Genomic DNA, 12,883 nt, shown 5'->3' on the forward strand with positions numbered 1-12,883 from the left:
CGGCCTTGGCAGAATCAGCTCTGCCACACTCCTCGGCAGTCCTGTAAGGGCGGGGCAAACTAGGTCACATCCACGAGGCGCCCAGGCTTTGGCTGGGGCGCCAACAAGACACAGTGCAGGAGGATGTATGAAAGTACATATAGAGTTGGATCTTACGCCACAGGAGGCCCGCGAATTGATGGGGCTTGACGGCATGGATCAGATGCAGCAGTTATTCATCAAATCCATGAGCGGCGAAATGACCAAAGAAGGCTATCCGTTTTTTGATATGTTTCAAAATTTCGTCAAACAGGGCCAAGAAACTCTGGAGCGATATCGTAAAGTGGTAGAAACCACCACCACAACCACCGGCTCGACCAAATCCGGTAACGGTTCCGAACACTAAAATTCATTACACACTAGCGCTTCTAGCAAGGGTAGGTATTCGTTCAACTCCTAACAGCAGTCGTTAATCTGGCCGTCACTTTTGCGTCTTGCCATGGCGCGGGCCGCAGGTTAACAGTTACCACTAGGCTAATTGGACAGACCCATACATATGGGAAGCAAGGCACGTAGGTAGGAGAAAGAACAATGGATGCAAAGGAACAAAAACAGGTATTGAACTACCTCGATAAGTACCGTGAAATGTTCAATGATATGTCGCACGAAATCATGCTGCGTGTGCTAGCCAGTAGCAAAGCCGAGATCAATCCTTTCAACAACGCCGACAAAATCATGGGGGTGTTGTCCCAAGGCGTAAAGGTTGACCCCAAAAAGCTGATGCGAGAGCAAATGGGCTTTTTAGAAGCGCAGGCTTCGTTGTGGCAGAACACCGCAAAAGCGCTGTTCGAATCCCAGCAATCGGCGCCCGTGGTTGAGGCAGACCGCACCGACAAACGTTTTAAAGACGAGCAGTGGGACACCAATCCCATGTTCAATTACTTTAAGCAGGCCTACCTACTTAACTCTAAAATGATGCAGGGTTTTGTGGATGCACTAGAGTTCGAAGACCACAAAATTGCAGAGCAAGTAAAGTTCTTTACCCGCCAATACGTAAACTCCATGTCGCCCACCAATTACATACTCACCAACCCTGAGGTTTGCCGAGATATTTTGGATACCGAGGGTGAGTGCTTGGCAAAGGGCATGGATAATTTCATGCGCGATATCGAAAACAGCCCGCTGGAGGCGTTTAAGGTGTCCCAGGTGAATATCGATGCCTTTGAGGTAGGTAAAGATCTAGCCATTACGCCAGGCCAAGTGGTGTATGAGAACGAGTTATTTCAGCTGATTCAATACAAGCCCACCCAGGAACAGGTATACAAAAAACCGTTGCTGGTGGTGCCGCCGTTTATCAACAAGTTTTATATCCTGGATCTGACGCAGAAGAAATCCATGATCAGCTGGCTGCTAGACCAAGGCTACAATGTATTCTTGGTCTCTTGGGTTAATCCGGGTGCCTCATTGAAAGATACTGCGTTTGAAACCTACGTCACCAATGGTGTCATCAAAGCGGCGGAAGTGACCGCCGAAATTACCAAATCGCGCTCGGTAAACGCCGTGGGCTATTGTATTGGTGGCACCGTTTTGGGTATTGCCGCTGCGGTTTTGAAAGAGAAAAACAGCAAGCTGCTGAGCTCCATCAGCTTTTTTACAACCTTGTTCGATTTTAGCGAGGCGGGGGAGGCCGGTAACTACATCTCCGAGCAAACCTATTCCATGATCGAACAAAGCGTATCGGCCAAAGGTTATTTAGACGGCAGGATACTGGCGTACTGTTTTAGTATGCTGCGCGAAAACAGTCTGTTTTGGTCTTATTTTGTGGATAACTACCTCAAAGGTAAAGATCCAATGCCTTTCGATATTTTGTATTGGAACAGTGACTCCACCAATATTCCGGCGCCTGCGTTTTTGTATTATCTGCGCAAAACCTACATGGACAACGAGTTGCGTAACCCGGGCGGTATGCGGGTAGACGGCATTGATGTTGATCTCTCCAAGGTGGATATCCCGGCTTACAGCCTAGCCACGGTGGGCGATCACATCGTCATTTGGCAGGCTGCCTACGAAAGTTTAAAAGTGCTCTCGGGCGCTAAGTCTCGGTTTGTTTTGGCCGGCTCCGGCCACGTGGCAGGTGTGATTAACCCGCCTGCCAGCGCCAAGTACGATCACTGGGTGAATGAGCAGTTGCCGGGTAATGCCGAGGAGTGGCTCGCCACCAGTACGGAAAACAAGGGCTCTTGGTGGTTGGATTGGGATGCCTGGCTGGCGCCTTTATCCGGTGCTAAGCAGGCCGCGCCCAAAACCTTGGGCAATGCGCAATACAAACCCATAGAGGCGGCTCCTGGCCGGTATGTAAAGGTGCGGTTGGAGAAGTTGGCTGAGCCGAAAAAGGCGCCAGAGCAAGCCACTGCTGAGTAGGTGGAGGCTTAATGGGTAGCGATTTTTGTCATTGAGGCAAAAATCGCTATACTGCGGTGCACATAAGCGTCAGTGAGGCAGCCAGTGATTATCATCAAAAAGTACCCCAACCGTCGCTTGTACGACACCTCCCAAAGCCAGTACGTGAACCTGGAGTTCATAAAGTCTTTGGTGATGTCCCATCAAGAATTCAAAATCATCGATTCCAAAACAGAAGATGACCTTACCAAGTCAATCATGCTGCAAATCATCACAGAGCAAGAAACCAATGATCAACAGTCTGTGCTTACCAACCAGGTCTTAAAGCAGCTAATACGCTTTTACGATAGCGACATGCAGGTGTTTCTGCGTATGTACCTAGAGCAGAGTATGGCTAACTTCCTAGACCAGCAAGACGCCATGCAGTCGGTTATGCGTGGCATTATTGACAAGTCCCCCATTAGTATCTTCGGCCAAATGTTCGAGAAAAACGTGGATTTTTGGCGCTCTATTGGCATTAGCGACCCGTCTAAAACGCCCAAAGAATAAACCCTTCGTTACTTAGTAAAAATTGATATAGCCTTTTTGCTGCAAAGCAGCAAAAAGGCGTTGACGGCTCCTCGTGGTGTCCATATTATAGCTCCTGAACCTATTGTGCGTTGCAGCATTTTTAAAGGCTGCAAGTTTTAAAGTCTAGGAGACCAACTATGTTTGATAAGTTCGTAGAGCAAGCGCAAAGTGCTTCTAAACCCTTCGGCGAGTTCATGAGCATTAATGCTGACACCATGGAAAAGCTGGCGGAGAAGCAAACCTCATTGTTCACCAGTATGATGAACGACAGCATCGAGTACGCCAAAGATTTGGCCTCTCAGAAAGACCTTGCTGGGGTCTATGAGACGCAAAAGACTTACGCAGAAGGCATCCAAGAGAAAATGGTAAGCACTGCGAAAGAGACCTATGCCCTAATGACTGATACATCAGAGAAGATGAGCGAAGTTTTTAATGGAGCATTCTCTGAAATAAAAAAGTTTGAAGCGGTGGCAACACCGCCAGCCCCAAAACCCAAAGCGAAAGCCAAAGCAAAAGCTCCTGCTAAAGCAGCACCAAAAGCAGACGCATAACCTGACAACAGGTTTGGCTTCGCAGCGACTAGGCTGAAACGCAGCAAGGACGGCACGGTTGCCGCCTAAGTTAACGCCAGTAGAGTTTTTATCAGCTTGTTGTAGCGCTTGTAGTCTATAGCCCAGTTCGCTGGGCTCTTTTTTCTTTGCGATATGTGCAGTTCGTGAAACAGAGCGTTAAGCTGAGCTAACGGCTCAGTCTAGATAGGGATCTGGTAAGCCGCCGTGTAGTAGGCTGCGCCGATTTGGCCATGGTATGGCATTGGCCGCCGAGGTCTAGTTCACAGGTTTTGGGCTAGTCAGGTTTTGAGCTAGTCACAGACTCGCATCAAACCCAGCCTTCCGAAACGTGCCTACAGCAGTGCAGGCTCAACGGCGATGGCGTGCTCAAACGCTAACCACCGCAAGCGGCCGCCTCCCAACTGTTTAACCTTAGCCTCATACAACCTCAGACTCGTAGTAATCTCAGCCGATGTCTCCGGCTACATTTGTATATTTCTCGTCTTATCCGCCCGATTGTGTGCCGGCTCACATCCGGTTCAACTAAACACCGGGCTGCTAAAACCCAAGCAACTAAAACCCAAGCAACTAAAACCCAAGCACCTAGAACTTAAGCACCTAGAACTTAAGCACCTAGAACGTAAGTCACCTTAAATTATGGTGTTACGCAGCGGTGTTAGCCCTTCTATGGTCGCGTCCAGAGTATCCCCCCGTTGTAGGGCGCTCACTCCCGCTGGCGTTCCTGTAAAGATTAAGTCCCCCGGTTGCAATTCAAACAGCTCTGACAAACAGCTGATGACCTCGGCGCAGGACCATATCATTTGGTTGACGTTACCTTGTTGGCGCTGATCGCCGTTGACGCTCAGCGCAATGTTGGCGGTTTCAATGCCAGTGCATGTGGCTGCTGGGGTAATGTTGCCCACCACCGCGGAGTCATCAAAGCCTTTGCTGGTGCACCAGGCGCGGCCCATTTTTTTCGCCTCGGTCTGCAGGTCTCGTCGGGTTAAATCAATGCCTACGGCAAAGCCGTATACGCAGTCCATGGCTTTCTCTTGTGCAATGTTACTGCCGCCGGACTGCAGGGCCATGACCAGCTCTACTTCGTGGTGTAGGTCGGTGGTCTGCGGCGGATAGCGCACGTCTTGGCCACTCTCAACGATGGCATCACTCGGCTTGGCAAAGAAAAACGGCGGCTCCCGATCTGGGTTAGCACCCATCTCACGGGCGTGGTCAGCGTAGTTGCGCCCAACGCAGTAAATGCGTCGCACGGGAAAACGCAGGTCGCTATCGGCAATGGTAAGGGTGGGGCGCTTACTGGGAGGGAAGGGAGTTTGCACGCAGGTTCTCCTGGTATGGTTGGTTCAGCTGTTGCTCAAACTGATGGCAAATAAAGTCATCGTCGCGGGAGCGTTTTATGCACTGCAAAAAATCGCCCGCTTCGCAAAATTGCAATTGAAGATAGGACAACCATTGCTTCACTCTGTTGCCTAGGAACTTGCGTGGATAGGCATCGCGAGTAATCAGATGGTAATCCAGTAACAGCTGGCAGGCCTGGCGCCATGTCATATCTTGGTGCGCCGTTTGGGCTGCATGCCGCTTTATGGCCAGGGCTAGGTCGGGTTTAGCTAGCATACCGCGCCCAAGCATTACCTGATTTACACTACTTTGCTCACGGCAGCGCTGCCAATCTGCCACCGACCAAACTTCGCCATTAGCCACCACGGGAATGCTTAGCGCCGCTTGGATTTCGTCGATGTAACGCCAGTATGCCGGTGGCCGATAGCCGTCGGCTTTGCTGCGTGCGTGTACCACCAGTTCGTCGGCACCGCCAGCGGCAGCGGCCTCGGCGGCTTCTAGGTAGCGGCTGCGGTCCTCGTAGCCCAGTCGAATCTTTGCGCTTAGCGGCACGTGCTGGGGCAAGCGCTGACGCACCGCCAGAACGATTTGATACATCAACTCCGGCTGGCTTAGCAGCTTAGCCCCGCCCGCGCTGTTGTTAACAGTTTTGGCTGGGCAGCCAAAATTTAAATCGATGGCGCTGGCGCCCAGGGCCGCGGCTTTTTGCGCGTTGACCGCGAGGGCCCAGGGATTGCTTCCCAATAATTGTACTTTTACCGGCACACCGGAGGCGGTGCGCGCGCCATCGGCCAATTCAGGGCAATAGCGATGAAACACTCGAGTAGGCAGGCGTTGATCAGTTACTCGAATAAACTCAGTGACGCAGCCGTCAACCCCACCCAGGCGAGTTACTAGGGCGCGTAAATGATGATCCATCACGCCTTGCATGGGGGCAAGGTAGACTTTGGGTGGCGCTAAACCAGTGGTGGGGGTGTTAGTCATGGTAAGAGCGTGGTGGTTCCAGCTGGTGTTGGAGCTCGGCATGATGCTTGGCTTTACCGGTAAATTCCAGTGCTGGTTACCTTTTAACGGCGTTGCGAAAGCGCGATGACTGCGGCTTTAAGTTTGTAGATCCCGGTCCGGTGACGGCGCGCAATTCAACCGCGCATCATACCCTGCCAGTAACCGTAGGATTTCATTGGTTTGTGTAATTCTTGCTATAAGTGGCTCATATTTTTCATTATTTTCGGTTAAACTGGCAAGCCGCTGTATACGCTAAGCCAACAAGCGCGGCAATAAAATATTACTAAAAGTTACAGTGGATAAGCTAAAAGTTAACGTAACTCGTTGATTTTTAGAATCTTTGAGTGGCTCACAAGGCCGCTTTTTAGTTGGGGTGCGAAATTGGGGTCCAATTCGCTTCCGCTAATATGTATGAAGCAAACTAAGGACTTCACATGAACGATACACTACTAGAACAGGGCGTCGAATTGATGCTGTTTGGTATGGGCACGGTGTTTGTGTTCCTAACCATTTTGGTGATTGCCACCTTTGCCATGTCGACTTTAATAGGTCGATACCTCCCCGAAGAAGCTGCCCCCACGCCTGCTACACCCACCGCCCGTGGTGGTGCTGTAGATCCCAAGGTCGTGAAAATAATCCAAGCTGCACTAGAGCAACACCGCAGCCGCGACTAAACCTTCAGTTCAAAATTAGAACAGCACCTTCGTGCACACTTTGCCAGAGAGTTTGACATGACAAACAATACCAAACCATTAGGGATAACCGATGTGGTGTTGCGTGACGCGCACCAATCACTGTTCGCCACTCGCCTTCGCTTAGAAGACATGCTGCCCATCGCTGCCAAGCTAGATCAAGTAGGCTTTTGGTCGCTTGAGACCTGGGGCGGCGCCACTTTCGACGCCTGCATTCGATACCTGGGTGAAGACCCATGGGAGCGCATCCGCGAGCTGAAAAAAGCCATGCCCAATACCCCAATGCAGATGCTGTTTCGGGGCCAAAACATTTTGGGCTATCGCCATTACGCCGATGACGTGGTTGAGAAATTCGTTGAGCGCTGCGCCGTTAATGGCGTAGACGTATTCCGTGTGTTCGATGCCATGAACGACATGCGCAACCTAGAAACCGCATTGAAAGCCGTAAAGAACGCTGGCAAACATGCCCAAGGCACCATCTCCTACACCATAAGTCCCGTGCACAATTTGGAAATGTGGGTGGATATGGGGAAGAAAATCGAAGACATGGGGGCTGACTCCATTGCCATTAAAGACATGGCCGGCCTGTTAAAGCCTTACTATGGCTATGAATTGGTCAAGCGTCTCAAGGCCAGTTGTTCTATTCCCATCCATATGCAGTGCCACGCCACTACGGGAATGTCCACCGCCACAGCCCTAAAGTGCATTGAAGCGGGTATCGATAATATCGACACCGCAATCTCGTCAATGTCCATGACCTACGGTCACAGTCCAACCGAATCGGTGGTGGCTATTCTAGAAGGCACCAACCGCGACACCGGTTTGGATCTCATCCTGCTGGAAGAGATCGCTGCTTACTTCCGTGAAGTGCGAAAAAAATACGCCAAATTTGAAGGCTCTCTGCGCGGCGTAGATTCCCGTATTTTAACGGCTCAGGTCCCCGGCGGCATGTTGACCAATATGGAAAACCAGCTGCGAGATCAGGGCGCCACGGACAAATTCGATGACGTGCTGGAGGAAATTCCGCGCGTACGCGAAGACCTGGGCTTTATCCCACTGGTTACACCCACCTCGCAAATCGTCGGCACCCAGGCGGTGTTAAACGTACTCACCGGCGAGCGTTATAAGTCCATCTCTAAAGAAACCAAGGGCGTTTTAAAAGGTGAATACGGTGCTACGCCGGCCCAGGTTAACCCAGACTTGCAAGAGCGTGTATTAGAAGGTGGCAAAGCCATTACTTGCCGCCCAGCCGATTTGATCGAACCGGAGCTGGACAAACTCAGTCAAGAGCTGACGGATTTAGCCAAGGAAAAGGGAATATCCCTCACCGCTGGTGAAGGCAAAATCGATGACGTTTTGACCTATGCGCTATTTCCTCAGGTGGGCCTCAAGTTTCTACAAAACCGCAACAATCCCGACGCCTTCGAGCCCAAGCCTGGCAAGCCAGAGCCGGTGAAGAACGATGCTGGCGAAGAGGTCTACACGGTTACTGTTGAAGGCCAAAGCTACACGGTTACGGTGAACAATGGTGGCGATATTACCGGTTTAGCACCGGTGGGTGGCGCCGTGGCCGCACCTATGGCGGGCGCGGCAGCGCCGGCTGGCAGTGGTGAGCCTGTGCCCGCTCCTTTGGCGGGTAACATCGTCAAGGTGTTGGTTAAGCCCGGTGACAGCGTAGCCGCTGGCGACACCATTTTGGTGCTCGAAGCCATGAAAATGGAAACCAATGTGGCGGCACCCAAGGCGGGTTCGGTAACCGGCATTGCGGTTAAAGAGGGTGATGCTGTGGCCGTGGGCGATAGCCTCATGACCATAGCCTAGGGGGTCGTATGAATAGTTTGATCACACTATGGCAGGATTCGGGCCTCTACAATATGGCGCCTGGCCAAATCGTAATGATTGTGGTGGGCATGTTGTTGCTGTACCTGGCGATTGCCAAAAATTTTGAGCCCTTGTTGCTGGTTCCCATTGGTTTTGGCGGTATTTTAGCCAACATCCCTGGTGCTGACTTGGCCATTTCTGCGGCGGAGGCCGCCATCGCCAGTGGCGACCCGGCGGTATTAAAAGCCATGGCTACCAGCCTTGGGGTAGAGCAATGGGATAACATTAAAGCGCTAAAAGAAGCCTACGCAGGTTCATCCGGTGATATCCATTTGGCGGCGGTGCACACCGCCGAGGACCTCAACTTCACCAACGGCATGTTGTACAACTTTTATTCCGTAGCCATTGCCTCTGGCGTCGCTCCCTTGGTGATTTTTATGGGCGTAGGCGCCATGACCGACTTTGGTCCTTTGCTCGCCAACCCTAAAACGTTGTTTTTAGGTGCCGCTGCGCAGTTCGGGATTTTTGCTACGGTAATCGGTGCAGTGGCCCTAAGCCACTTCGGCATAATGGATTTCAGTATTGCTGACGCTGCCGCCATTGGCATTATTGGTGGCGCAGACGGCCCCACAGCCATTTACGTGGCCTCCATGTTAGCGCCGGAGTTGTTGGGTGCCATCGCTGTGGCAGCCTATTCCTACATGGCACTGGTGCCGATGATTCAGCCCCCCATTATGCGGGCGCTGACCACGGAAGAAGAACGCAAAATTGTTATGAGCCAATTGCGCGTGGTTTCCAAGAAAGAAAAAATCGCCTTCCCGGTGATCGTATTAATCTTGGTGGCTATGTTTCTACCGTCGGCGGCGCCGCTGTTGGGCATGTTCTGTTTTGGCAACCTAATGAAAGAGTGTGGTGTGGTTAATCGCTTGAGCGATACCGCGCAAAACGCGCTGATCAACATTACCACCATCTTTTTGGGCTTGTCTGTGGGCTCTAAGCTTGCGGCGGATAAATTCCTGGATCCAAAAACCCTGGGTATTTTGGCGCTGGGGATCGTTGCCTTTGGTATTGGTACGGCCATGGGGGTGCTTATGGCTAAGCTGATGAACAAATTCAGCGATACCAAAATCAACCCGCTCATCGGTTCGGCGGGTGTTTCCGCTGTGCCCATGGCCGCTCGGGTATCCAACAAAATGGGCCTGGAGTACAACCCACACAACTTCCTGTTGATGCACGCCATGGGGCCAAACGTCGCCGGTGTGATCGGCTCGGCAGTGGCCGCCGGTGTCATGATCTCGATGGTGCAGAGCTTTATGTAAGCGACCCATTGAATCGCTTTGGTTACCCCGCTTGGGGTAACCTTTGCAAGGAAGATGTTAAAAGAGGCTCTAGGGCCTCTTTTTTTTGGCCTAGGTTTAGTCGAAAACGGTAAAAGTTTGTTACTTGTCTCGGTCATTAGCTTGACGGCCAATCAGGCTACAGACTATTTTTTAGTAATACTCGATTTACAAGGAAGGCTCATAGGTGATCCGATACGTTGGTTATTTATTTATCTTTTGGGTGGTGTTCTGCGCGCAATACGCCGCGGCATCGGCGCCCTTGGCGCGGGTACTGCAATCCGGCCACTACGACGCCGATGTGCGCGATTTTTCCGCCTTTGCCGAAGAGGCGGTTCACCAAGCCATGGCGCGAGGTTTCTACATTCCCATTAGCCAGCGTCAGGCTTTGATGGGGCAGGTACGAGCCAAACTCGGCCCAGAAGTACTCAGCCAGAAACTGGTTACTCAAATGCAATCCGTGGCCGGTAATACATCGGTGCGTTCCGTTCGCGACTGGTATAGCAGCGAGGTTGGTCGCAAAACCCTGGTTGGCATTCAAGTGGCCTATCAACCTGGGGCAGAGCGCCGGCAAAAGGCGATTGCGCCGTCCTTACTGGCGGATGAAGATTTGTATGGTTGGTGGCAGTCCTACAGCAAGCAGTATCCCTTCGCCGAAAAATGGCTAGAGCGGCGCGAGCGGGTGTTGGTGGAATCAGTGAGCTACATTGCTGCTACCATGAAACCCTACACACCTTTTGACAAGGCTCAGGTGGAAGAGCAGCTGGCTCGGGAAACTTTTGATCTACGCCCTAAGGTGGAAGAGCGGGTGATGTGGCGACAGCTACACGCCTTGAGTGATTTGGCCGTTACCGAATACGTGCGCTACAAGAAATTCACCACCAGTACGTCCCATGTGGCGTTTCTGAAATTGGTGGGCAGTGCCAGCGATCGCGTAGTTGCTCAAGCGACCGCGGATTTTAAAGCCATGTTGGCAGAGCATATCGTGCCAGAATCCGCGCCGATCGATGCCCAGGATCCACAGTGACGCTGTATAAAATTGTGGTATATGTGCCTTCGGATCACACGGAGCCAGTTAAGCAGGCTTTATTTGACGCCGGGGCAGGAAAAATTGGCGATTACGACCATTGTTGTTGGTCTGTGGAGGGCGTGGGGCAGTTCCGCCCCGGGGACAAAGCAGATCCGTTTTTAGGCCGCAAAGGGCGGGTTGAAGCCGTCGCGGAAACCCGGTTGGAGCTGGTTTGTAGCGCAGACTGCATCAAGTCTGCTATTGGCGCGCTGATGGCGGTGCACCCCTACGAGGAGCCCGCCTACCAAGTGTTCCAGTGCGTGGATGTAGGCCAGCTTTAGCCTGGCCGGCGCATGGCCTCTAATGTCTGGCTGCGCACCGGAAAATGCCCGGTCTTGCGATCTTCAATAAAGTAGCGCAGTGTGGATTCCACAACGGTAAAGGCTAGCTCATCCCAGGGAATGTCATCCAGGTGGCAAAGCTTAACCTCAAGGGATTCCGGCCCTGGGCCAAAGTCGGGTTGGGTAATTTCCGCTAGGTAAAAGAAGTACACCTGGCTGATGTGGGGCAAGCTGAACACCTGGTATAGCTGCAAATCATTGAGCTTAATGCGCGCTTCTTCCCAGGATTCTCGGGCTGCCCCTTGCTCAACGGTTTCGCCGTTTTCCATAAAACCGGCTGGTAGTGTCCAAAGGCCGTAGCGGGGCTCGATGGCGCGTTTGCACAGCAGTACTTGGTCACCCATAAACGGCAAACAGCCGGTGATGATCTTGGGGTTTAGGTAGTGAATGGTGTCGCAACTGGAGCAGACGTGACGCTCTCTGTCGTCACCGTCTGGAATGGCGAGTACGGTCTTGGCACCGCAATGACTGCAAAAATTCATGTGAGCTATCCAAATGAGATCTTTGCAGTATATCGGAAATTAACGAGCGATCGCAGGGGCCTCGAATGATAGAATCCGTGCGTCGTTTTTGGGCTCGGTAGACAGTGCCGGCGCGTCTTCGTCGAACGCGCTGTTCAGTGTCAAGCGCAGTTCCTCGAAGCTCTCGTGCATCATGCGAGAAATCGTGATGCAGGCCTGCATGGGTGTCTTGGCCAGTTTGCGTTTAGCATCGATTTGGAATTGTAAGCCTTCTAAGCGATGGCGCATTTTGGTCGGTGCGTTGTCCAAGAGCTCATTGATGCTGTCCTGGCGCAGTTGTTCTAGCGCCTCTGGGTCATCCTTGGCCATTTGCATCAATGTGTCAAAATCAGGTAGCTGTCCGTTCATTTCCTGCTCCGTAAGACGGCTTAGTACAATACTTAGCGTGTTATTTAAAGTGACAATATTTCAGCTAGGATTGTTCAAAGTTTGTTCAAGTTGTGCGAAAGATACTACCAACCTGACTATTTGGTTTTAAATACTTATTTATTATAACGATTAGGAATGTTGAATCGCGTGCCTTCCGGTTTTCTAAGGCACCGCAATATCTGTCATTGCCGCAGCGGCAATGACTTGCCAGTTTATTCGCTGAGTGATGTTTATTAGGGCGGAGTCTTCCGGTTTTTCTTATGACAAAATTGTTGGAAAAAAAGCTCAAACCTTTAAAAATGGATTATGAAAGTTACTACCCAACGCCAGATGCCGCCGTTTTGCTGGCGCTTTATGGCCAGGTGCAACAGCCCCAACTGATACTTACCCAGCGGGCGACCCACTTAAACAGCCATGCCGGTGAGGTGTCTTTCCCTGGGGGTAAGTGGGAGCCGGCGGATACTGGGCCGGGAGATACCGCGCTGCGTGAAACCGAAGAGGAAATTGCGTTGCCGCGCCGACAGGTGGCTCTGTTGGGCGAATTACCCGATCATTTTTCGAAGAAAGGCCTACGGGTGAAACCCATCGTGGGTTGGGTGGATGAGCTGCCTGATCTAATCCCCAGTCCCGATGAGTTAGACGCGGTATTCTCGGTGCCGCTGGAGTTTTTTCTGGCCGATCAACGCATCAGAACAGACATTTACTCCTCTCAAGGCGTGACCTACTGGTCGCCGGCTTGGCAGTTCGAGCAATACGAAATATGGGGGCTTACCGCGCGTATTCTGGTGGACTTGCTCAACGACGTGTTTGATGCCAACCTTGGCCGCCTTAACCCCGCGCCAGAGCGGCTGCGGGTATAACCCCAGGAAGAC

The 12,883-nt window shown here is 51.9% G+C and carries 14 protein-coding genes; 10 read left to right on the forward strand and 4 right to left on the reverse strand.

Features of this window, described 5'->3' with window-relative positions:
- The first annotated feature begins 127 nt into the window (after positions 1–127).
- From ACGHM3_RS08580 to ACGHM3_RS08595, 4 genes are all read left to right on the forward strand, one after another.
- Complete coding sequence (locus ACGHM3_RS08580; protein WP_345418269.1) at positions 128–385, forward strand: hypothetical protein; 258 nt, start codon at positions 128–130, stop codon at positions 383–385.
- 185 nt (positions 386–570) lie between these two features.
- The gene (gene phaC, locus ACGHM3_RS08585; RefSeq protein WP_345418272.1) at positions 571–2,400 is read left to right on the forward strand and encodes a class I poly(R)-hydroxyalkanoic acid synthase; all 1,830 of its coding nucleotides are present in this window, start codon (positions 571–573) and stop codon (positions 2,398–2,400) included.
- A gap of 84 nt (positions 2,401–2,484) precedes the next feature.
- A complete protein-coding gene (phaR, locus tag ACGHM3_RS08590) occupies positions 2,485–2,928 on the forward strand; it encodes a polyhydroxyalkanoate synthesis repressor PhaR (RefSeq protein ID WP_345418275.1) in 444 nt (147 codons plus the stop codon).
- Between the two features lie 158 nt (positions 2,929–3,086).
- Positions 3,087–3,500 (forward strand): phasin family protein, encoded by a 414-nt coding sequence (locus tag ACGHM3_RS08595; protein WP_345418278.1) that lies wholly within the window; start codon positions 3,087–3,089, stop codon positions 3,498–3,500.
- Positions 3,501–4,150: 650 nt separating this feature from the next.
- Here the strand turns inward: ACGHM3_RS08595 and ACGHM3_RS08600 are convergent.
- Both ACGHM3_RS08600 and ACGHM3_RS08605 read right to left on the reverse strand, forming a co-directional pair.
- Entirely contained in the window at positions 4,151–4,837 is a 687-nt protein-coding gene (locus ACGHM3_RS08600) for a fumarylacetoacetate hydrolase family protein (RefSeq protein ID WP_345418281.1), read from the reverse strand.
- Entirely contained in the window at positions 4,812–5,882 is a 1,071-nt protein-coding gene (locus tag ACGHM3_RS08605; RefSeq protein ID WP_345418284.1) for a tRNA-dihydrouridine synthase, read from the reverse strand. The genes ACGHM3_RS08600 and ACGHM3_RS08605 overlap by 26 nt, the downstream gene beginning before the upstream one ends.
- Positions 5,883–6,295: 413 nt before the next feature.
- On the opposite strand from ACGHM3_RS08605, the gene ACGHM3_RS08610 reads away from it, so the two are divergent.
- The 5 genes from ACGHM3_RS08610 to ACGHM3_RS08630 all read left to right on the forward strand — a co-directional run bounded on the left by ACGHM3_RS08610 (position 6,296) and on the right by ACGHM3_RS08630 (position 11,061).
- Positions 6,296–6,535, forward strand: coding sequence for an OadG family transporter subunit (locus ACGHM3_RS08610; RefSeq protein WP_345418287.1), 240 nt, complete (start codon positions 6,296–6,298; stop codon positions 6,533–6,535).
- A gap of 57 nt (positions 6,536–6,592) precedes the next feature.
- Positions 6,593–8,374, forward strand: a complete 1,782-nt coding sequence (gene oadA / locus ACGHM3_RS08615) for a sodium-extruding oxaloacetate decarboxylase subunit alpha (protein ID WP_345418290.1) — start codon at positions 6,593–6,595, stop codon at positions 8,372–8,374.
- Between the two features lie 8 nt (positions 8,375–8,382).
- A complete protein-coding gene (locus ACGHM3_RS08620; RefSeq protein WP_345418293.1) occupies positions 8,383–9,693 on the forward strand; it encodes a sodium ion-translocating decarboxylase subunit beta in 1,311 nt (436 codons plus the stop codon).
- Between the two features lie 205 nt (positions 9,694–9,898).
- Complete coding sequence (locus tag ACGHM3_RS08625) at positions 9,899–10,738, forward strand: hypothetical protein (protein WP_345418298.1); 840 nt, start codon at positions 9,899–9,901, stop codon at positions 10,736–10,738.
- Positions 10,735–11,061 (forward strand): YqfO family protein, encoded by a 327-nt coding sequence (locus ACGHM3_RS08630; RefSeq protein ID WP_345418300.1) that lies wholly within the window; start codon positions 10,735–10,737, stop codon positions 11,059–11,061. The genes ACGHM3_RS08625 and ACGHM3_RS08630 overlap by 4 nt, the downstream gene beginning before the upstream one ends.
- Here ACGHM3_RS08630 and ACGHM3_RS08635 read toward each other — a convergent pair.
- Together ACGHM3_RS08635 and ACGHM3_RS08640 are read right to left on the reverse strand one after the other, a co-directional pair.
- Positions 11,058–11,603 carry an NUDIX hydrolase gene (locus ACGHM3_RS08635; protein ID WP_345418302.1) on the reverse strand — a complete coding sequence of 182 codons (546 nt, stop codon included), beginning with the start codon at positions 11,601–11,603 and terminating at the stop codon, positions 11,058–11,060. The genes ACGHM3_RS08630 and ACGHM3_RS08635 overlap by 4 nt on opposite strands.
- 39 nt (positions 11,604–11,642) lie before the next feature.
- Positions 11,643–11,990 (reverse strand): DUF3135 domain-containing protein, encoded by a 348-nt coding sequence (locus ACGHM3_RS08640; RefSeq protein ID WP_345418306.1) that lies wholly within the window; start codon positions 11,988–11,990, stop codon positions 11,643–11,645.
- A gap of 281 nt (positions 11,991–12,271) precedes the next feature.
- Between ACGHM3_RS08640 and ACGHM3_RS08645 the strand changes: the two genes are divergently transcribed.
- Positions 12,272–12,871 carry a CoA pyrophosphatase gene (locus ACGHM3_RS08645; protein WP_345418309.1) on the forward strand — a complete coding sequence of 200 codons (600 nt, stop codon included), beginning with the start codon at positions 12,272–12,274 and terminating at the stop codon, positions 12,869–12,871.
- The last annotated feature ends 12 nt before the right edge of the window (positions 12,872–12,883 follow it).

This window comes from Halioxenophilus aromaticivorans (genome assembly GCF_042850945.1).
Lineage (GTDB): Bacteria > Pseudomonadota > Gammaproteobacteria > Pseudomonadales > Cellvibrionaceae > Halioxenophilus > Halioxenophilus aromaticivorans.

Coding starts and splice junctions, on each gene's coding strand:
- ACGHM3_RS08580 (WP_345418269.1), top strand. CDS start 128: ATGAAAGTACATATAGAGTTGGATCTTACGCCACAGGAGGCCCGCGAA.
- phaC (WP_345418272.1), top strand. CDS start 571: ATGGATGCAAAGGAACAAAAACAGGTATTGAACTACCTCGATAAGTAC.
- ACGHM3_RS08595 (WP_345418278.1), top strand. CDS start 3,087: ATGTTTGATAAGTTCGTAGAGCAAGCGCAAAGTGCTTCTAAACCCTTC.
- ACGHM3_RS08605 (WP_345418284.1), bottom strand. CDS start 5,882: ATGCCGAGCTCCAACACCAGCTGGAACCACCACGCTCTTACCATGACT.
- ACGHM3_RS08610 (WP_345418287.1), top strand. CDS start 6,296: ATGAACGATACACTACTAGAACAGGGCGTCGAATTGATGCTGTTTGGT.
- oadA (WP_345418290.1), top strand. CDS start 6,593: ATGACAAACAATACCAAACCATTAGGGATAACCGATGTGGTGTTGCGT.
- ACGHM3_RS08620 (WP_345418293.1), top strand. CDS start 8,383: ATGAATAGTTTGATCACACTATGGCAGGATTCGGGCCTCTACAATATG.
- ACGHM3_RS08635 (WP_345418302.1), bottom strand. CDS start 11,603: ATGAATTTTTGCAGTCATTGCGGTGCCAAGACCGTACTCGCCATTCCA.
- ACGHM3_RS08640 (WP_345418306.1), bottom strand. CDS start 11,990: ATGAACGGACAGCTACCTGATTTTGACACATTGATGCAAATGGCCAAG.
- ACGHM3_RS08645 (WP_345418309.1), top strand. CDS start 12,272: ATGACAAAATTGTTGGAAAAAAAGCTCAAACCTTTAAAAATGGATTAT.